Source organism: Paraclostridium bifermentans, assembly GCF_964259345.1.
Classification (GTDB): Bacteria; Bacillota; Clostridia; order Peptostreptococcales; family Peptostreptococcaceae; genus Paraclostridium; species Paraclostridium bifermentans_B.
Genome location: NZ_CAXVJR010000005.1, coordinates 188504 through 207163 on the forward strand (window position 1 = coordinate 188504; position 18660 = coordinate 207163).

General features: G+C 25.9%; 22 protein-coding genes. 9 read left to right on the forward strand and 13 right to left on the reverse strand.

What is annotated here, in order from left to right:
- Nucleotides 1–92 precede the first annotated feature (92 nt).
- The 3 genes from ACEXNK_RS11440 to ACEXNK_RS11450 form a co-directional block, all read right to left on the reverse strand.
- Nucleotides 93–884 (reverse strand): MerR family transcriptional regulator, encoded by a 792-nt coding sequence (locus tag ACEXNK_RS11440; protein WP_373598672.1) that lies wholly within the window; start codon nucleotides 882–884, stop codon nucleotides 93–95.
- 5 nt (nucleotides 885–889) lie between these two features.
- Nucleotides 890–1462: a class I SAM-dependent methyltransferase gene (locus tag ACEXNK_RS11445; protein ID WP_373598673.1), complete on the reverse strand. Its 573-nt coding sequence runs from the start codon at nucleotides 1460–1462 to the stop codon at nucleotides 890–892.
- Between the two features lie 472 nt (nucleotides 1463–1934).
- Nucleotides 1935–2636 carry an MBL fold metallo-hydrolase gene (locus ACEXNK_RS11450; protein ID WP_373598675.1) on the reverse strand — a complete coding sequence of 234 codons (702 nt, stop codon included), beginning with the start codon at nucleotides 2634–2636 and terminating at the stop codon, nucleotides 1935–1937.
- Nucleotides 2637–2784: 148 nt separating this feature from the next.
- On the opposite strand from ACEXNK_RS11450, the gene ACEXNK_RS11455 reads away from it, so the two are divergent.
- The 3 genes from ACEXNK_RS11455 to ACEXNK_RS11465 all read left to right on the forward strand — a co-directional run bounded on the left by ACEXNK_RS11455 (nucleotide 2785) and on the right by ACEXNK_RS11465 (nucleotide 4632).
- Nucleotides 2785–3234, forward strand: coding sequence for a staygreen family protein (locus ACEXNK_RS11455; RefSeq protein ID WP_373598676.1), 450 nt, complete (start codon nucleotides 2785–2787; stop codon nucleotides 3232–3234).
- Nucleotides 3235–3477: 243 nt separating this feature from the next.
- Entirely contained in the window at nucleotides 3478–3630 is a 153-nt protein-coding gene (locus ACEXNK_RS11460; protein WP_373598677.1) for a hypothetical protein, read from the forward strand.
- Between the two features lie 114 nt (nucleotides 3631–3744).
- The gene (locus tag ACEXNK_RS11465; RefSeq protein ID WP_373598678.1) at nucleotides 3745–4632 is read left to right on the forward strand and encodes a DUF4300 family protein; all 888 of its coding nucleotides are present in this window, start codon (nucleotides 3745–3747) and stop codon (nucleotides 4630–4632) included.
- Nucleotides 4633–4817: 185 nt separating this feature from the next.
- On the opposite strand, the gene ACEXNK_RS11470 is transcribed toward ACEXNK_RS11465, so the two are convergent.
- Together ACEXNK_RS11470 and ACEXNK_RS11475 are read right to left on the reverse strand one after the other, a co-directional pair.
- The gene (locus ACEXNK_RS11470) at nucleotides 4818–5639 is read right to left on the reverse strand and encodes a hypothetical protein (RefSeq protein ID WP_373598679.1); all 822 of its coding nucleotides are present in this window, start codon (nucleotides 5637–5639) and stop codon (nucleotides 4818–4820) included.
- A 151-nt stretch (nucleotides 5640–5790) separates the two neighbouring features.
- Complete coding sequence (locus ACEXNK_RS11475) at nucleotides 5791–5991, reverse strand: cold-shock protein (protein WP_373598680.1); 201 nt, start codon at nucleotides 5989–5991, stop codon at nucleotides 5791–5793.
- Between the two features lie 339 nt (nucleotides 5992–6330).
- Between ACEXNK_RS11475 and ACEXNK_RS11480 the strand changes: the two genes are divergently transcribed.
- Both ACEXNK_RS11480 and ACEXNK_RS11485 read left to right on the forward strand, forming a co-directional pair.
- Nucleotides 6331–6666: a hypothetical protein gene (locus ACEXNK_RS11480; protein ID WP_373598681.1), complete on the forward strand. Its 336-nt coding sequence runs from the start codon at nucleotides 6331–6333 to the stop codon at nucleotides 6664–6666.
- A gap of 111 nt (nucleotides 6667–6777) precedes the next feature.
- On the forward strand, nucleotides 6778–6951 hold the full coding sequence (locus tag ACEXNK_RS11485; protein ID WP_373598682.1) for a hypothetical protein: 174 nt from the start codon (nucleotides 6778–6780) through the stop codon (nucleotides 6949–6951).
- Between the two features lie 41 nt (nucleotides 6952–6992).
- Here ACEXNK_RS11485 and ACEXNK_RS11490 read toward each other — a convergent pair whose 3' ends face one another.
- Nucleotides 6993–7643: a YidC/Oxa1 family membrane protein insertase gene (locus tag ACEXNK_RS11490; protein WP_373598683.1), complete on the reverse strand. Its 651-nt coding sequence runs from the start codon at nucleotides 7641–7643 to the stop codon at nucleotides 6993–6995.
- Nucleotides 7644–8129: 486 nt separating this feature from the next.
- Between ACEXNK_RS11490 and ACEXNK_RS11495 the strand changes: the two genes are divergently transcribed.
- Nucleotides 8130–8429 carry a hypothetical protein gene (locus tag ACEXNK_RS11495; RefSeq protein ID WP_373598684.1) on the forward strand — a complete coding sequence of 100 codons (300 nt, stop codon included), beginning with the start codon at nucleotides 8130–8132 and terminating at the stop codon, nucleotides 8427–8429.
- A gap of 95 nt (nucleotides 8430–8524) precedes the next feature.
- Nucleotides 8525–8797, forward strand: coding sequence for a hypothetical protein (locus tag ACEXNK_RS11500; protein WP_373598685.1), 273 nt, complete (start codon nucleotides 8525–8527; stop codon nucleotides 8795–8797).
- Nucleotides 8798–8870: 73 nt separating this feature from the next.
- Here ACEXNK_RS11500 and ACEXNK_RS11505 read toward each other — a convergent pair whose 3' ends face one another.
- A complete protein-coding gene (locus ACEXNK_RS11505; RefSeq protein ID WP_373598686.1) occupies nucleotides 8871–10409 on the reverse strand; it encodes a M4 family metallopeptidase in 1539 nt (512 codons plus the stop codon).
- Nucleotides 10410–10966: 557 nt separating this feature from the next.
- Here ACEXNK_RS11505 and ACEXNK_RS11510 point away from each other — a divergent pair.
- Together ACEXNK_RS11510 and ACEXNK_RS11515 are read left to right on the forward strand one after the other, a co-directional pair.
- The gene (locus ACEXNK_RS11510) at nucleotides 10967–11317 is read left to right on the forward strand and encodes a MerR family transcriptional regulator (protein ID WP_373598687.1); all 351 of its coding nucleotides are present in this window, start codon (nucleotides 10967–10969) and stop codon (nucleotides 11315–11317) included.
- Nucleotides 11318–11406: 89 nt separating this feature from the next.
- Complete coding sequence (locus ACEXNK_RS11515; RefSeq protein WP_373598688.1) at nucleotides 11407–12231, forward strand: nitroreductase family protein; 825 nt, start codon at nucleotides 11407–11409, stop codon at nucleotides 12229–12231.
- A 76-nt stretch (nucleotides 12232–12307) separates the two neighbouring features.
- Here the strand turns inward: ACEXNK_RS11515 and ACEXNK_RS11520 are convergent, their stop codons facing one another.
- From ACEXNK_RS11520 to ACEXNK_RS11545, 6 genes are all read right to left on the reverse strand, one after another.
- Nucleotides 12308–12940 (reverse strand): lysozyme inhibitor LprI family protein, encoded by a 633-nt coding sequence (locus ACEXNK_RS11520; protein WP_373598689.1) that lies wholly within the window; start codon nucleotides 12938–12940, stop codon nucleotides 12308–12310.
- 30 nt (nucleotides 12941–12970) lie between these two features.
- Nucleotides 12971–13678, reverse strand: coding sequence for a hypothetical protein (locus ACEXNK_RS11525; RefSeq protein WP_373598690.1), 708 nt, complete (start codon nucleotides 13676–13678; stop codon nucleotides 12971–12973).
- A gap of 289 nt (nucleotides 13679–13967) precedes the next feature.
- Nucleotides 13968–14486, reverse strand: a complete 519-nt coding sequence (locus ACEXNK_RS11530; protein WP_373598691.1) for a GNAT family N-acetyltransferase — start codon at nucleotides 14484–14486, stop codon at nucleotides 13968–13970.
- A gap of 184 nt (nucleotides 14487–14670) precedes the next feature.
- Entirely contained in the window at nucleotides 14671–16500 is a 1830-nt protein-coding gene (locus tag ACEXNK_RS11535) for a glycerophosphoryl diester phosphodiesterase membrane domain-containing protein (RefSeq protein WP_373598692.1), read from the reverse strand.
- 284 nt (nucleotides 16501–16784) lie between these two features.
- Nucleotides 16785–17360: a hypothetical protein gene (locus ACEXNK_RS11540; RefSeq protein WP_373598693.1), complete on the reverse strand. Its 576-nt coding sequence runs from the start codon at nucleotides 17358–17360 to the stop codon at nucleotides 16785–16787.
- Nucleotides 17361–17485: 125 nt separating this feature from the next.
- On the reverse strand, nucleotides 17486–18634 hold the full coding sequence (locus ACEXNK_RS11545; protein WP_373598694.1) for a toxic anion resistance protein: 1149 nt from the start codon (nucleotides 18632–18634) through the stop codon (nucleotides 17486–17488).
- Between the last annotated feature and the right edge of the window lie 26 nt (nucleotides 18635–18660).

An 18660-nucleotide genomic window follows, 5' to 3' on the forward strand; every position in this document is an offset into this window, starting at 1 on the left:
AAAACGGTACTCCTTGATTAATTGTTATTTAACTTCCTCTAAGTTTTTTAAATAAAAATAATTTCATAAAGATTCAAGTTATAATTCTCCCTTTAATTTAAAATCTTAAATTGCAATTCATACAGTTTTTCCTTATGCAAAATACTATAATCCTTATATTCTATCTCTATAAATCTACTTTTATCAATACTTAAACCTTGCTTATTTGCATAATCTATAGCTTTTTCATAAGCTATTTTAAAATCATTCATATCTCTATAAATATAATATATAACCAAATATCTGCCTTTAGATAAAACTATCTTATCTAGCTTTTCATCCTCTACATCTCCCTTATATGGAAGCAACATCTTGCTATATTCAAAAGAATTAATACCTTGGTCATAGTTTTCATGTAACAAAATAAAAATCTCATTAATAGTGTTTACCTTACTACATACCTTTTCTACAGACTCATAAAATTCTTTTATATTTGGTGAATCTGCTCCTTTTAACATAAAAAACTGTCTATCTTCTATATCAATAACTTTAGCTGTATTAAGCAAAACTTTTTTAGTATTATCAAGTTCTAATATATTATCAATCCTACTTTTCATGTTCATAAGTCTATCTATTTCTTCATCTATATAATTTTTCTTATCTTTCAATAACTCTGATGCACTTTCCTCATTATCTATATACTTTTTTATATCCTTTATGCTTACACCTAAGTTTTTTAGAAATATTATCTTATCTAACTTTTCAACCTCTTCCCAATCATATAGCTTATATCCATTTATATCTTCATCTGATGAAATAATCTTTTTATCTTCATAGTGTCTGATAGCTGCTTTAGTTATATTAAATAATTTAGCTATTTCACTTTTTATTAGCTTTTTTCTCATACTAACTACTTTCTTTTAAGAACTACTAATAAGGAATCATCTGTTTCACATTCAGTGTAGGTTTCCATTCCAACTATCTCAAAATTATTTTTAGCTATCTCTTTTATATCATCTTCTAAATAATAAGTGAATCTTACTTCATCATTAAACATCATTTCTTCTTTGTGTTCGCCTTTCCATAAAGTCATAAATATTATTCCTTCTGGATTAAGATTCTTATTTTGATTTTCTATAGATTTTATAAAATCCTTTTTAGTTAGGTGATGTAGGACTTTGTTTGAGTATATACAATCAAACTTTCTATCTATATTCATTTCTATAGCATCTACATATATAGCTTCTATCCCATTGTTTTTTTCATTAAATTTATCTATAAATACTTGTGAGTTGTCTGAACCTACTACTTTATAATCTTTAGCTATAAGTTCTAGATCTTTTCCTGGACCCATTCCTAGCTCTAGTAAAGAAGATCCTTTTGGTAAGTAGTCCTTTAGTTTATTTACTATCCAGCTTGCATCATATTCTTTTACCATATCTATATACTTATCTACATTTTGTTCATTCATAAAAAATTTCATTGTTTATCCCCTTTCAATTTGTCTTATTTTATTTATCATTTTATACTGTGTGGTTACATCACAGTCAAGGATATATTTTCTGTTATTATACCCTTAATTATTCCAATATAAAAAGGAGTACCAAAACGGTACTCCTTACTATTTATGTAGCAATTATAAATACACATATTAGTAATATAAATGCTATTATACTCATTACATATCTTTCAAACTTTGTCCCCATGAGTTGCATTATGGTATTGGCTACAAGCGATACAACCATTATCCATAGTAAAATATTTATTATATTAAATACAATACTCGGCAAATTTACAGTAATTATGTTACCTGCAACTAATAATATTGGTATTACTATTATAAGTGATATTATTCCTACTATAGATTGTTTTCTTTGTGCTTCATAAGACTTACTTCTTCCCCCACTTATTTAAATTTTTATTATCATATTAAACTCTATAACTTTATATTATCACTAAATCTCTTTTATTACATTAAATCCTTTTTCCTTTGCTTTTTGTTCAAAGTTTTCTCCATCAATATGCATGCAATAAACTTGACTTCTATACTTAGAAGGAATAGTCTCACTAAGTAATCTTAACGAAGTATGAACATTTCCCTCGTTGTCATTTAGGCAAGTGTCATGATAAACTATATTTCCTTTTTCTAAGAAAGAAATTATATTAGGATTTATTTCACAACTATCTCCACTGTAGAAAATATCATTGCCTTCATCAAATTCAAGTTTGTAAGAATATGAGTTCATAGTTTTAACATGCTTAGTTAAAAGTGCTGTTAAAGTTAATCCTAATGTATCTATTCTTTTATTTTTAGCATCTTCTATAATGTAGTGTTCATCTTCTTTTTGACCAAGAAAATCTAAAAAAGCAACTAAATTTTCTTTGTCGTTAAAATATACTTTAGGAACTATTTTATTGATTAAATAACAATAACCTACAAATCCACCTATTGAGCCTACATGATCTGAGTGCATGTGTGTTATTAGTATATGAACTTCTTTTATCCCTTCTAATAAGTTTTCTCTTAAAATCTTTTTAAATACAGTTTCACCGCAGTCTATTAGTAAAAGTGTTTCACCTTTTATTAAATATGCAGATGTGTTATTTTCGTATTTGTGAAATCCCGACCCTCGTCCTAAAAACTTTAATTTATTCATAAAATCCTTCACCCCTTAATTTCTTTAATTCTAGTTTATATTATATCCTTTGTCTTATTTGAAATACACTTATATATTTTCGTAACCTATTTGTCCTTATTTTAATATTATTATATAGAAGTCAAAATTTTTTAGGTTGGTGAATGATATGGAATTTAACCCCGATAAATTAGAAACGACCTTTATTGAACCTATAACTCCTTATGGTCCTATTGAGGATAGAAGGTATACTCTTACTCATTCCGATGAAACAGGTATGTTGTTTTTTGATGTAGCCAATGAGTATAATTATGATGCTATAAATTTGGATTTAAGAGATGAACTTTTAGGTACTTGGAAAGCTTTTGATGATGGGTATGGATTGTTTTTGTACGCTTATATTGGAAGTTTAGATTTGGTTTCTTCTTTGATGAAGTACAACGCTTTTAAAACTCATATGAAATTGGCTTTAGAAGCTATATTTTATGGAGATAGAGAATTTCTAAAGAAAAATCCGAAGCTTTTAGATTCTCCTATTTATATAAAGTTTGATTCTTCTATACCAATATTTAATAATTATGAGTTTTATGGATATGTAAAAGATTATATAGAGGGGTAAAAAAGTATTACCCCTCTAATTTATAAATATATATTAAAAACTTATTTCATTATAAGAAATTTATATTTTTCTTTAAAAGTTATATCAAATAATCTATTTATATATATTCATCTTATATAAATCATTAGTTTTCAAACTTTATTAAAGTTCTTAGACTATTGCAACAACTGCCTTTTACTGTTGTTAAATGCGTATTTAGGGTATAATTATTATACATTTACAATTATAAGGGAGTGAATATTTATGACTTATTTACTTAATTTTTTAGGTATAAATTATTCTAATTGGGGATGGATAGATTTTGGTTTATTTATATCTGCTGTTTTTATAGTGTTAGCTTTAGCTTTCTACTTTTTAAAAACAAGCTTCTATAAATTACATAACAAAACACATTAATTTAGATTAGGTATTCGGTATTACTAATCTAGTAAAAAAGCTATTAAAATTTAATGGCTTTTTTCATATGCTTTAAATTATATATATTATTTTTATTAAACAAGGGGCTATGTAATGAAATTTTTAAAAAAACACATTTTTCTATCTTTATTTATTATACTTTTCTCAATATGTCTTACAACTAAATATTTAACTTCATCTGAATCTAAAATATCATTTGACTTTAATTACTTAAATAACAACAAAGTAGTTTCTAATACAAAAACCTTATTACTAAATAACAATATTCCTAAAGAAAATATTAATCTTTGGTTAGATTATGTAAAAAAATATAATTTAAAAAGCAAAAGTTTCATACAAAAGACATGTGATGGTTGGATTAATATAAATTTAAATAGATATAATAAAATCAATTTTGCTGAAAATTTAAATGGATGGACTGAAGAAGATGATTCTCTAGATTTAAACTGTAGAATCAGTGCATTTATGTTGATGAAAGATATGATTTCTAGTGAATCCTTTACAAAAAAACATGATCCTACTATAGAAAAAGAAATACAAAGAATAAGTACTGTTTTTGAAGATAATTTTACAGATAAAAATGCCACTACATTTAGAAGTTTATTTACTCCTATTGATTTAGATATATATGATTTTAAAAACCCTAATGTTTATGATGAAACTCTAAAAACTTTGAAAGACTGTTGGAAAAAGGAAAACTTAATATTTAAAAATAGTACTCCAAGCCTAATTCAAGCAGTACTTATTGAGCCTAATGATACCAAAGTGTTAGCTACTCCAGGTCATGCAGGTTTATTGGTTGAAGATAGTAATATTCTTTATTTTATTGAAAAAAAGAATCCTTGTTTTCCTTATCAAGTTTCAAGATTTCAAAATTATAATGACTTAAATCAATATATACTTACACAGTTCAAGGATATTAAAAACTGCAAACTAATGATTTTGCAAAATGATGAACTTATATTTAAATATGATATTTAGAAAATAGTTATTATATTCAAATTCAATTTCTCTACCAGTTTTCAATGCATTCATCCATATATCCATAATATATCTTCTCCCTTCTAAATTAATAATTAGAACAAAATCAAAGCCTATATAATTAATTATACAGGCTTTTTAATAGATAATATCATTCCCTTGAAATATTAATCTTTAATTTATAACTATAAATCTTCTGAACTTATATTTCTCGGCCACGATAGTAATAATCTTTTATTTATTTTTAAATCTTTTTCTCCAGGAAAATTTAAATCACAAAAGTAATTGTGATAATTTGCAGTCCATACATACTTGTCCCATACTCTCATATCTTTACTATGAAGACACAATAACTCTTCTAACTTATTTTTATGTCTTAAAAGTAAACCATACTGCACTCTTTCAAATTCATATTCATTGTTACATTGTGTATAATACTTAAATATAGTGTTTAAATAATTCAAGAACCATCTTCCATCATTATCTATTAAAACTTTCGCAGTTTGAGGTGCTACATCATAATACTTTATATGTTTCTTTAATAGATTTGTTGTTTTATCATCTATCACAATCCTTGGGTAACATGCTAGTTTACTTTCCACATTGTGAGCCTCAAGTAATGCTGGCCCAAATACTATATCTTCATTTATGTAGAAATCTCCAGTACTAATTCCACCCCTTACAAATAATCCCTCTAAAGCTAAGTTAAATTGATATTCAGATACATTATCTAAGATTTCATCTAATTCTTGTTCTGCATCTCCTGATATTGGATATGCTACTACCATGTTATCAGTAAATATTTTTATCCTACCTTTGCTATACTTATTTGGTATTATACAGCTTTTGTTTTTGTTTATTAGGTAATTTATTTCTGTTAATAAAGTATTACCATAACCTTCTTCACAAGACTTTTGTATCATTTGAGAGAATCCTAGTATGTCTATAGCACATACTATTGAATTTATTAATTCTGGTTTTTCTTCATTATATCTTTTTATACTCATATAACCCTTCCTATAAAAAATAATAATATACTTTATTATAACTCACTCCATTATTTTTTGAAAAGTATATATATTGAATATATTCAAAAATATATACTTGATTATACAAAAAAAAGACACATAATGTGTCTTTTCCACGAACATATATATATTATAATACAGTTACGTTTTCTGCTTGAGGACCTCTAGCACCTTCAACTATATTAAAGTTTACTTTTTGACCTTCTTCTAATGACTTAAATCCATCAGTTTGTATAGCTGAAAAATGTACGAATACATCATCTCCACCTTCTACTGATATAAAACCAAATCCTTTTTCATTGTTAAACCATTTTACTATTCCGTTATTCATTGAACATAACTCCTATTAACCTGTATCAAGTTTTACTTGATAATTATTTGTTGTATCTCTACAAATATTATTATAACACAGATAAAAATAAATAGATATAGTTTTTTGAATTTTTAATATTTTTATTTATTTTTCTTTTCATTATAACTCTCCCCTTTTAACTTTAGTTCTAGTTTATCACTACTAGATTTTTTTAAAATACAATTGGATTAAAATCTATAAATTTGTAACTAAAATCTACTATTCTCAAATTTAATTTTTAATATATGGTATTTTAACTAAAGTTTACCTTCTTATTTACGGATATATTTATAACAAAACTTAGGAGGATAAAAATCTATGATTACAAATCTAATCGGAAATACTAATTTCTTAGCTTCATCAAATAACAGTTTTTTTAATGCTTCAAAAAAAGAAAAGAAAGATCCTATATTAGAAGCTATTGAAAAAATGATTTTAAGTAAAACTATAACGGAGAAAGAAGTTAAAGGGGAAAAACTTACTAAAGAAGAACAAGAATTTAAAGATAATAACATAGTAACTCCTGATCCTGATACTATTTTATTGGCTATGTTAGATTCTAATGAAACTGATGTGAAAAATTCTAATCGAGTACATTTTGAAGATAACGATAATGAAATTAATAAATTAAAAGATATATTAAAAGAAATATAAAATACTACTATTTTAATCCAAATAAAAGCTATGTTAATCCACTTTTAAAGCTATTTAAATTTTATATGCTAAAATAAACTTGAGTTTATTAAAAATATAAGGGGTAAAAAAATGGAAACAGAAAAAACTAAACCAATACATAAAATAATTTTAACTATGCCTATTTATCTTGGAATATTATACAGAAGTTATAATTTTGAAATTAATAAAGGTTCAATAATTTTAACATTAACATATTTATCAATTATATTTGTATATTTATATTTAAACAATAAAAAACTATAAAGTTAAAGCCCTTAGAATTTAATTATTCTAAGGGCTTTTATTTATTCTAATGCCAATTTATTTTTTGATTTAAAATAAATTCTAAAGCATATATCTTCAATTAATGTGTAAACACCACTCGTTATAAAGTATAAACCTATTGCAACTGGAGTTTTAGCAGTAAACATAAAACTCATAACTATTGTCATTATAACCATGTATTTATTAAGTTCTACTTGAGAACTGTTTTTAAAATAAGGTATACGGTTTATTAAATTTGGTGCTAACATTGTTAATGCATATATACAAGGTATTATAAATAAATTATCAGACATGCTTAAGTTATTTACCCAAGGTACTATAGAACTAGCAAAATCTTGTGGCATACTTGAAAATGTTTTATAAAGTGCAAATACTATCGGCATTTGAAGCAATAAGGTAAACAGTCCTGCCATACTTTTCATGCTTTCAACTGCATGTGACTCTATCTGTTTTTCCAGCTCCTTAGGATTATTTTTGTATTTTTCCTTTATCTTGTTCATCTTTTCAGCCATGTCTTGTTGTTTTCTCATAGAGAATTTTTGTTTCATAGATAACGGCATAATTATTAATTTAACCATTAATGTTACAACAACTATTGCAACTCCTAAATCTCCTGTAAAACTAAATAATATACTTAATAAATCTTGTAATATACTTGAAATGAAATCCATTTTATTATCTCCTTCTATTTATAATTTAATATTTTGGGATTAAAAAATTTCATTTCAATTAAAATTGACTACAATACCTCCAAATGTTGTATTTCTGAAATACGAAATACTGTTTTGGTATTAGTTTATAAAGATATCCTAGTCTATTATAAAAAACAATCTTTATAAAAGTATCATTAATTTTAGAACACAACGATTCTTTACAGAAGTAAACTAGAGATCCAATTATGGAAATTAAAAATGCCGCATAGATTAATATATACATCATATTATCTATATCAGGTCTCATTATTTCACCTCACAATTAATTTACTTATATTACATAATACTATATTTACCCAAAAATAGCTATTACAATCTTTCTACAATTTAAATTACTATTTCACTCCAAATAGAATCTATCTTAGTCCACTTTTAAATTTCTTTTAATTTTATATGTTAAAATAATTTTTACTTTATTAAAAATATCAAGGAAGTGAAATTTTTATGACATCAAGAGAAAAACTTGAAAAACTAAAATCATATATTTGTAATATACTTGTATTTCTTTTAGTTATAAGACTGATTGTATTTCCTATATTTGAAATTCCAAATAGTTTAATATTTAATTCAGCTCTATTTATATTACTTCTAATAGTTGGGGGTTTAGATCAATATGAGTTATGTTGTGCATATAAAACTGCTGAAAAAAATACAAAAGGTAAATTATTAATAGCCTTAATATCTTTAATTATATGGCTTTTTGTTCTTTTAGTGTTTTATATGGATATTTACCGATTATTATAAGTCTAAATTTTTGTATTTAACTTTATATGTATTTAATTTTATATAATTACTAATTGCCTTAGTAATAAAATGACTTGAATGGAGTGAATTTAAAAATGAGTAAATATAATGATTGGAAAATGATAGATTGGATTATAGCAGGGGTTATAGCTTTAACTTTTATATCAATCCCTGATTGGGTTGTTGAACACAGTTCGTATACTATCCCGCTAGTGTTATTAAGTGTATTTTTAATATATTGCTTTTTATCAGTAGTATATTGGATAATACATAAAAAAATAAATATGGTAGTTCATTATTGCTTAATAATAACTATATATTCAGCACTTATTAGCTTATATATTATTGCATGTAACTCGGGTGTGTAAAAATAAAAAAACCGTATCAATTAATTATGATACGGTTTTTTATTTTTATATCTGAATATATTTTATCTAAAAATTAATATACTCCAACTTCATTCCATGATGTTTCAACTTGTTTAGCTGCATCTTCTCCATAAAGATCTCTTGCTGATTGAGCTAAAGCTTGACTAGCTTCTGAGAAATCTGATAGTCTTGTTAGATATTTTGTAAGTGCTCTGTAATAAACTTTTTCTGCTTTTTCTTTTCCTAATTTTGTAATAGTATTGTATGCAGCCTTATTAGGAATACCACTATTTATATGCACTCCACCTCTATCATAATCTATACTTAAAAATTTATATTCATCCATATGTTGTGGCTGATTATATTTTCTAGGTTCTTTTAAATCTCTCATAGCTGTATTAGGTGCTTTATATAAATCTTCTCCCATTGTCCAATCTTCACTATCTACAAAGTATCCAAATACATCTGAAAAAGATTCATTTAGTGCTCCTGGTTCATACATGTAAATTAAGTTAGCTGTAGATGAAGTAACACCATGTGTAATTTCATGTGCAACAACATCATCGGCTGCCGTGAAAGGATTTTCAGTTGTTTTATTACCATCACCATATATCATCTCTGTTCCAGTCCAAGCTGCATTGCTCCAACTCTTACCTGTTTCTGGATTTGGTACATTTACATAAGAATATATGTCAGATCCTTTGGCATCGTAACTTTCTCTATTGTGAACGTTTTTGTAATAATTATAAACTTTATCTGTAAAGTAATGAGCATCTACAGCAGCTTTAAACTTGTCCTCATCAAAAGTGTTTTTGATATTAGATACAACACTACCTACTATGCCTTCACCTTTAAAAGCTTCAAATCCTATAGTACTTATTTTCCCCTTATGAGTAGTATCTAGTAAAAAATACTTACCTCCATCTTCTGTCATATTTAAAGGTGTTTTTACTTCTCCATTAGCACCTATTCCTGTACCTGTTGTTTGAGTTGCTTCCTCTAATATATTTTGTTTTTCAATTATGTTTCCATTTTCTGCATCCAGTTTGATAATCCAGTGGGCTGGTTCTGGGATAGTGTATGTTAATTCTATACTGTATATAGCTCTATTACTTTTTTCATCAACAACAACCTTTGCATCTTTTACAACATCTTTCCCTGATAAGTTTTTAACTTCATCAGGCGATTTTTCAATTGATTTAAATGCTAAGTCTATAGCTTTATTTTTATCTATGTTAGTTTTATTTTTAACTTCTAATTTTCCTTGATCTAAATCCCCATTTACAAAAACAACTTTTCCAGACTCATTTGTATGTATTTTAACTTCTGATGCTTCTGCAAAATATCCATTAGCTTTAGGCTTTAACGTATAATGAGTAAATCCTAATTCATCTTTTTCTTTATCTACTAATTCATATTGATCTGCATTATTTTTTATACTATATTTATCTGATACATTTTTTAATACGCTTTTTAAATCTTGTTCTGTGGTAACATTATATGCTTGCGGTAAGTCCTCTTTTTTTTGAGTATCTGCATAACTTATAGAAGGTGCTAAAAAACTAAACGTTAATCCTGCCATTGTTAAAATGGCTATATTTTTTTTAATCATTTACATTTGTCCCCCTTGTTATTTTCAATAATAATGTCAAATTTGCACGTTAAATAATAGTAATTAACTATTACATACAAATACTAATTAAGATTTAAAATTTATTGGTTTTGATTTTTCTGTTGTGAAATTTAAGAATATGATTTTTGATTGCTTTTGTAATAAAAGCTTGAAAGTTATAGATTTAGTTCAGATTAAAATGATTTTGTATACAAAAATTTATTTTTTTCAACATAATTATGTTATTTCTTACACTATAAATAGTATATAGCGTTAGTTAGATTGTCAACTATTTTTGCGAATAAATAATTAGAATACTAATTTTTTTATTAACCCCCATAAATTTCACTAAATTAATAATACCTAAAAGTACGTCTACCTTACTCATTTCAATTATAATCATAGGTTAATATATAAGCTTCTACCTACAAACCAGTTAGCTTTTTAAATATAAAATTATCTTCCACTTATTAAAGCTAAGTTCTCATATAATTTATAAAATATATAAGATAGGTTATAATGATTAAAATCAACGTTAATTATAAGGAGTAATTTATATGGAGTATAGGATAAAAGAAGTTTCTGAAATAACTAATATATCTCAATCAAAAATAAGATATTACGAAAAAGAAGGTCTATTACCCGAACTTAAAAGAGATGAAAATAATATAAGGGTATTTTCAGAAAAAGATATAGAGTTAATAAGTTTAATTAGATGCTTAAGATACATAGGGATGTCGGTAAAAGAAATACGTAATAATTTAAATGTGCTAACAGATACAAATAATAATCAATCAGCAATAGATATTTTAACCCATCATAGAGATAAATTAGAAGAACAAAGAAGAGTACTAAAAACTCATATTGATAAGATAAATTCAAGTCTAGAAAAAATGCAAAATAATTAGTATAAATTTTTCTATTAAAAAACTTGACTTAAAGTATAGTTTAATAAATATAATTATAACCACAAACTTAACTGAGAGGGGTTTTTTTAATGTTAGTAAATACTGATAAATGTATAGGATGTACTTTATGTAAACAAGATTGTATAGCAAATGATATAACTATGATTGATGGAAAATCTCATATAAAGAATGAAACTTGTATAAAATGTGGGCATTGTATTGCAATCTGTCCTGTAAAGGCTATATCTTGTGATGATGAAAAAGAATATTCAATGAATGACGTAAAAGAATATAATGATAAAGATTTTTTAGTAGATTCAGATGTATTAATGAATTTCATGAAATTTAGAAGAAGTGTTAGATTATTTTCTAAAAAAGATGTAGAAGAAGAAAAAATAGATAAGATAATTGAAGCTGGTAAGTTTACACAAACTGGATTAAATGCACAAGACGTTTCATATGTTGTTGTAAAAGACAAAATGCTTGAACTTAGACAAATTGTACTTGAAACTTTAAATAGACAAGCTGATTATTTATTGTCTGATGAAGCTACTCCAGTTCAAGTTAGAAATTACGCTAATATGTGGAAGGATATGTATAGAAAGTTTATAGAAAATCCAGATGGAGAAGATAGATTATTCTTTAAAGCTCCATCATTGATAATAGTAAAATCTAAGAATGTTATAAACGGAGCTTTATCAGCATCAAAAATGGAGCTTATGGTAAATGCTTTAGGTCTTGGAACATATTTTAGTGGATTTTTAGCACATGCTGCAAAATCTAATCCTGAGATAAATAAGTTCCTACAAATAGAAGATGGCGAAGAGTTAGTTGCATGTATGGTAATTGGTTATCCAAAAGTGCAGTATAAGAGAACAGTTCCAAGAAAAGATGTAAATGTAATAAGATTATAATTTAAGTAATTTATCAATATTTTACATTCTAAAAGGGAGTACCAAAACGGTACTCCCTCTAAGATTTATACATTATTTATTTCATGTATGTATTTACTAATTCATAGCATCTTTCTTTTGTAACACGTCCCATTGTAGTATTATATTGTACTCCTGCCATAGAACCTCCACATTCACTAGACTCTCTATCTGCAGTTTTATCTCTATATTCTATCCAGCTACGTTGTTTACTTCTTAGATCATTCATCTCACTTTCTGTAAGTTGAGTCTTTAGCAAACTATATATTTCATTTAACATATTATCCCATCTTCCAAATTTTGTAGCCTCTGCTTCATTCATTTCCGCAGTTACTCCATTTTCATATAGATAGTCTAAATCACTCATTCCTTCTTCTAATGAATTAAGCTTATTTATATATTCGTCCTTGTAACTATGTTTCGATTCTTCTTTATTATTATCTACCTCTTTACTTTCATCTTTAGCTTCTTCTTTTTTTACTTTTGATATATCAGGTTTTTCAGCTAACCATTTTGCTTCTTCTCCACAATTTGAACAAAACTTAGTTACTTCTTTTGATTCTTCTCCGCATTTATCACAGTAGACAGTTTGTGCACTTTCCACACTCTTTGTATCATCTTTTTCATTATTATTACATCCTGTCATAATTAACATAAATAATACTGTTGTTAAGATTAAAATCTTTTTCATTTTTTCATCCCCTTATTTAACTAAAGTTAATTAATTTACTGCAGCTTCATATACTCCCTCTCCACATGATGAACACTTCTGTCCAATAAAACTCTTATCTACAATTTCTGAACATGAATTACATACCGCTGAATCTTTATACGCTTCATTAAATTGACAAGTATTACAAACACCATCATAAAGTTCAGAAGTATCTTCATAATATTTACCACATACACTACACACATGATCCTCACAAAAATCACAAATATTATCTTCATCCCCATCTATTCCAAGCAATTTATTTCCACATGTTTCACAACTTGGTGAGTTTTCATAACATTTAACATGTACATAATAGCCTATTCCATGTAAATGCTCTAAGTTGCTTATTTTATCTTTTTCTCCACATACCCAGCACTCTCTATAATCTTCTTCATTATTATTTTCACTTTCTTTAACTTTTTGTTTAGTTCCTTTTGACACCTTATTAGTTGTTTCTTTTTTAGTTTCTTTCTCCTCTTTCTTGTTGGACTCTTGCTTTATATTTTCTTTAACTTCAGGCTTCTCTGATACCCATTTAGCTTCTACTCCACAGTTTGAACAAAACTTAGTTACTTCCTTTGACTCTGAACCACAATTATCACAATAAACTATCTTGCTAGTCTGAACCTCTTTATTCGAAGTCTTTTCAGTATTTGTGCATCCAGTAACTGATATCATAAACACTAACATTATCAACCCGATCAATTTTTTCATTACTTCATCCCCTTATATAATCACAATTTATCATAGGTATAATTAAATACATTTTATATAACTAATCCTTTGCTTACTATATTATATAGTATATTATTGTTATATTTTGTAAATTATTGTCTAATCATTAATTATTTCATGCATCTTAAAATAAATGTTTTAACATTTACTTATTTAAAATAATATTTAAACATAAATAAAGGAGTACCAAAACGGTACTCCTTTATATACACTATCCCTTTAACTCTTTCAAAAGTTACTGATAATATCAAATAAATATTTTTATTATTTATTGCAAATCAAGTCTATAAGTATAATTTTCATAAGTAACATCAGTTCCACTCTTTTTGAAAGTACCTTCTTTTTCAATCTTAAAACCAAGTTTTCTTAATACTGCATTTGAACCATTATTTAATTTAGCAACATCTGCAGTTATATATTTTGCTCCATTTTCTGTACAAAAATCACATAATGCTTTTATCATTTCTGTAGCATATCCTTGACGCCAATACTTTTTATGAATTGCATAGCCTAAATCCCAATGTATTTTGTTTTCACTTGGAACAGCACTACATGTTCCAATATAATTTCCATTTTCTTTAGAAATTGCAATAAAGTAATAGCATCCATCATACACTTCTACACTATCTTTCCATTTTATATAAGTATCACCTGCTTTTTCACGTGGTGGGTCTGATAAATATTTTCCCATTTCAACATCTAACCATATATCCAAACAGAAATCAGCATCTTCTTTTTTAGTACTTTTAATAATTAATCGATTTGTTTTTAACTCTATACTTTTCATCTTATCCCCCCTTATGTAACCATAATCTAGTTTCATAATATATCACTTTAGAAAACCAACTAAAAAATCTTTTCTTTATTCCTTTAATACCAACTCTAACATTCTCTACTAACTCATTTTGAACCTCCCCACCTTACTACGTTGAAGAGTGGGGTATTTCACTTTTAAAGGATAACTATATAAATTAATTACCTTTTTTATCATTATTAGTAAATAAAATATTAGCTACTTTATTTATAGATCCATTTTTCTTCCAATATATAGAATCCTCAACTAAATATGGATTATCCGTTATTATGCTATCAACGTTTAAATCTATTAGCTTATCTATTAGGTCGCTATTATTAACAGTCCAAACAAATACTTTTTTACCCTTATTGTGTATTTCTTCAATAGCTTTTTTATTTGCAAATGTAGATTCAATACCATATATATCAACATAATCCCAATCATAAAGACTACCATATGCTACTGCTGTTAGATAACATGTTTCCATATTCGGATCTAATTGTTTAACTCTTTTTAATACGTTTTTGTCCATAGATGCTATAATACACTGCTTCTCAATATTATTAGCCTTAACCACATCTAAAACTTTTTTAGTTATATCACCCTTTTCATGTCCATTAAGTTTTATCTCTATTACTAGCTTTGTTTTTCCTTTAGAATGATCTATTATTTCTTGAAGTGTTGGTATCTTCTCCCCAGCAAAGTCTGAACTAAAATAACTTCCTGCGTCGTAAGTTTTAACTTCGTCATAATTAACCTCCCAAGTATTTTTATCTACACCTGTAGTTCTTTTAAAGTTAGAATCGTGTATTACAATTAGTTCTCCATCCTTTGTCTCCTGAACATCTATTTCTATATATTTTGCATTACCATTAATAGCTTCTTTAAGTGCTGCTACTGTATTTTCCGGGGCTCTTGCCGCAGCTATCCTATGTCCTGTAGCTGTTGTATTATAGAAAAATGATGTATTAAATTGATCATTTTGAGTTAAATATGAAAACCCTAAAGATTCAATTTGAAATAAAATTAATATTACTACTAATTTAAAAATAGATTTTAACACTGGCTTTTTATTTTTATCAATACTAGTTTCATTTGGAGTAATACCTTTATATTCATAATATAGAGATGAAATAACACCAAAACTAATTATAGCGTTGAATATCATTGAAGCAACTATTGCATATTCATTAAACATAAAGCATCGGTTTATAAATTTATCTTTTAGGTTAGTATTAAAGTCATAATATCTTGGAATATAATATTTCGTCCAAAGACCTATTAGTATAATAGCAACATTATAAATTATATATCCTATAATTGTAGTTACTATAAATGCTCCTACAGAAATTAAAATTATTTTAATATACTTACCCTTAGTAATTTTTTTACTATTTTCTCTAGCTTCTTTAAAGCTATTTGTTGATAATACAATTTCATTTATACTAAAAATCCATCTAATAACTAATATGTATAAAATCAACATAACAACAAAATAAAGTATACTTAATGTTTGACTAGAATTTATATAATCTTGTATATAATCTGGTAATTTTAATTTTCCTATAAAAGTAGAAGTTAATGTTAAATTTGTTAGTGGAATTATTAGTAATACAAATATTATTAATGATATATTTTTAAATTTAAGTATTTGTATACATCTACTGATTGATATTTTAACTAATTCTAAAAGCCCAATATTTTTACACTGGAAAGACTCATTAAAACATATAATCATCGAAACAAATTCAAACAATATAATAAATGCTAATAACACTAATATTACTATTATTAATATTAGTGATATTGGGTTAGTCAATAAATTTATAGCATTATCTACGTTTAAATATTTTATATTTGAACTCATTAGTGCTATATCAAATATATACTTATAAATTGGAACCATCAGTAAAACTATTAATTTATGAAACAGTTGAAATAAAATTAATGTACCAAAATTATACTTGGTTATCAAAATAAATTTATTTAAAATTTTATTGTTCATATTTTTCTCCATATATTTCACCTCTATATTCTATTTTACTACGTTGCTCGCTTTTTAATTCTTTCATCTACCTTTCTGTAAGTTCCATATTTACACTTAAATAATTAGCCTTTTACATATTATGTAATATAGTATAAGTATATAATATAATTGTTATATTTTGTAAATTTTTGTCTAGTTAGTAAATATTTTATGCATAGCTCAAATATAAATAAAGGAGTACCAAAACGGTACTCCTTTATAGGCACTCTCTCTTTAATTTTTTCAAAAGTTACTAATATATATTACTTTAGAAAACCAACTAAAAAATCAGTTCTAATCCAATAAAAAATCCCAACGAAAATTAAATACATCATACCCTCTATAGGAAAATATCTTTTCTTTATTCCTTTAACTCCAACTCTGACGCTCTCTACTAACTCATTATAAAAGTCCATATCTTTTATCTCTTTGAGATTTAAACTTTTTTCTATTAAATTATTAGCATAGATAGTTTTATAACACTCTGGTAAATATATTTCTTCATCTCTTGCTTCATACTTGATATTTTTTATTTTTAAATATTCCTCAATTATATTCATTACATCCTCTTGTTTAACATTATGTATTGAATATATATATTTATTTCTTCTGTATCCCCATATAAATATTAATAAAAACACTATAATAAATATTATTATGCTACCAATACCTGTATATCCTAATTTATATCCCTCTATTAACTGCGTAAGTGGAGTATACGTTATAAGTAAAAAAGTTATCACTTGAACATACTTAGAATTAAACATTAGTTTTAATCCACTTAACAAAACAATACTATATATAAATAACATTATTATCATTAAATCAATTATTATCATTTTTTCCCCCTTTTTAATATCACTCTTTTACCTAAATAATACCAGTTGTATATATATAAGTCATCTTATTTAATAATAAAAAAAAGCACTCCATCTTTCAAAGATAAGTGCTTATTTCTTAAATTCTACATTCTAAAATCTAAAAGCTTATTTTTCAATTCATTTTCAATATTTCTTAATTCTACTTCGGCTTCTCTACGTTTTTGACGTCCTTCTGTTTGTATATTAAGTATTTCATCAAGCGTTGAAATTAACGACTCATTAGTAGCTCTAAGTGTTTCAATATCAACAATTCCTCTTTCAGATTCTTTTGCAGTTTCTATAGTTGAAGTCTTTAATATCTCTGCATTTTTACGTAAAAGTTCATTAGTCATATTAGTTACTTCTCTTTGAACTTTCGCAGCATCAGCAGCATGAGCAACTCCAAGTGCTAAAACCATCTGATTTTTCCAAAGTGGAATAGTATTTATAATTGTAGATTGTATCTTCTCAGACATTAAAGAATCATTATTTTGAATTAAACGAATTTGAGGAGCCATTTGTAAAGAAATCATTTTAGTTAATTCTAAATCATGAATTTTCTTATCAAATCTATTACAAAGAGCCACAAAATCATTTAACTCTTGAGCATCCTGAGGATTCCCACTTCTTTTTGCTTTTTCTTGTAACTTAGGAAGTTCTTCATTCTCTAATATTTGAAGTTTCTTTTTCCCAGCTAAGATATACATAGAAAGCTCTTTAAAATATACTTTATTTATATCATACATCTTATCTAGCATAGCAATATCTTTTAAAAGCTGTATTTGATGCGTTTCAAGAGCATTACACATCTTACCAATATTGCTTTCTACTTTATCATAACTTAATTTCATTTTAGAAACTTTATCCTTACCCTTTTTAAAGATACCTAAAATTCCTTTTTTATCTTCGCCCTCTTCAAAGTTCTTTAACTCATGAACTACACTAGATAACATATCCCCAATTTCGCCTAAATCTTTAGTTCTTACATTATTAAGTGCTGACTGTGAAAAATCAGAAATCTTCTTTTGAGCACCTACCCCATACTGTAAAATAGAGTTTGAATCAGTTATCTCTATTTTATCTACAAACTGATCAACCATTCTTTGCTCTTCTTCACTTAATTGAATATCCTCAACCACTGACTCTTCTACCTTTTCTTCTTTTACTTTTACATCAAGTACTTCCTCTTGAAATGGTTGAAAAGTTAATTCTGGTTTTATATCAATAGACTCTTTATTAAATTCATCACTCATCTTTTATTCCTCCATTTTCTTTGAAA

What these genes read in the sequence shown, in the direction of transcription:
- ACEXNK_RS11540 (WP_373598693.1), bottom strand. Translation starts at nt 17,360, where the DNA reads ATGATAATAATTGATTTAATGATAATAATGTTATTTATATATAGTATT.
- ACEXNK_RS11530 (WP_373598691.1), bottom strand. Translation starts at nt 14,486, where the DNA reads ATGAAAAGTATAGAGTTAAAAACAAATCGATTAATTATTAAAAGTACT.
- ACEXNK_RS11535 (WP_373598692.1), bottom strand. Translation starts at nt 16,500, where the DNA reads ATGAACAATAAAATTTTAAATAAATTTATTTTGATAACCAAGTATAAT.
- ACEXNK_RS11460 (WP_373598677.1), top strand. Translation starts at nt 3,478, where the DNA reads ATGACTTATTTACTTAATTTTTTAGGTATAAATTATTCTAATTGGGGA.
- ACEXNK_RS11445 (WP_373598673.1), bottom strand. Translation starts at nt 1,462, where the DNA reads ATGAAATTTTTTATGAATGAACAAAATGTAGATAAGTATATAGATATG.
- ACEXNK_RS11480 (WP_373598681.1), top strand. Translation starts at nt 6,331, where the DNA reads ATGATTACAAATCTAATCGGAAATACTAATTTCTTAGCTTCATCAAAT.
- ACEXNK_RS11515 (WP_373598688.1), top strand. Translation starts at nt 11,407, where the DNA reads ATGTTAGTAAATACTGATAAATGTATAGGATGTACTTTATGTAAACAA.
- ACEXNK_RS11520 (WP_373598689.1), bottom strand. Translation starts at nt 12,940, where the DNA reads ATGAAAAAGATTTTAATCTTAACAACAGTATTATTTATGTTAATTATG.
- ACEXNK_RS11510 (WP_373598687.1), top strand. Translation starts at nt 10,967, where the DNA reads ATGGAGTATAGGATAAAAGAAGTTTCTGAAATAACTAATATATCTCAA.
- ACEXNK_RS11450 (WP_373598675.1), bottom strand. Translation starts at nt 2,636, where the DNA reads ATGAATAAATTAAAGTTTTTAGGACGAGGGTCGGGATTTCACAAATAC.
- ACEXNK_RS11440 (WP_373598672.1), bottom strand. Translation starts at nt 884, where the DNA reads ATGAGAAAAAAGCTAATAAAAAGTGAAATAGCTAAATTATTTAATATA.
- ACEXNK_RS11525 (WP_373598690.1), bottom strand. Translation starts at nt 13,678, where the DNA reads ATGAAAAAATTGATCGGGTTGATAATGTTAGTGTTTATGATATCAGTT.
- ACEXNK_RS11495 (WP_373598684.1), top strand. Translation starts at nt 8,130, where the DNA reads ATGACATCAAGAGAAAAACTTGAAAAACTAAAATCATATATTTGTAAT.
- ACEXNK_RS11505 (WP_373598686.1), bottom strand. Translation starts at nt 10,409, where the DNA reads ATGATTAAAAAAAATATAGCCATTTTAACAATGGCAGGATTAACGTTT.
- ACEXNK_RS11475 (WP_373598680.1), bottom strand. Translation starts at nt 5,991, where the DNA reads ATGAATAACGGAATAGTAAAATGGTTTAACAATGAAAAAGGATTTGGT.
- ACEXNK_RS11490 (WP_373598683.1), bottom strand. Translation starts at nt 7,643, where the DNA reads ATGGATTTCATTTCAAGTATATTACAAGATTTATTAAGTATATTATTT.
- ACEXNK_RS11465 (WP_373598678.1), top strand. Translation starts at nt 3,745, where the DNA reads ATGAAATTTTTAAAAAAACACATTTTTCTATCTTTATTTATTATACTT.
- ACEXNK_RS11500 (WP_373598685.1), top strand. Translation starts at nt 8,525, where the DNA reads ATGAGTAAATATAATGATTGGAAAATGATAGATTGGATTATAGCAGGG.
- ACEXNK_RS11545 (WP_373598694.1), bottom strand. Translation starts at nt 18,634, where the DNA reads ATGAGTGATGAATTTAATAAAGAGTCTATTGATATAAAACCAGAATTA.
- ACEXNK_RS11470 (WP_373598679.1), bottom strand. Translation starts at nt 5,639, where the DNA reads ATGAGTATAAAAAGATATAATGAAGAAAAACCAGAATTAATAAATTCA.
- ACEXNK_RS11455 (WP_373598676.1), top strand. Translation starts at nt 2,785, where the DNA reads ATGGAATTTAACCCCGATAAATTAGAAACGACCTTTATTGAACCTATA.
- ACEXNK_RS11485 (WP_373598682.1), top strand. Translation starts at nt 6,778, where the DNA reads ATGGAAACAGAAAAAACTAAACCAATACATAAAATAATTTTAACTATG.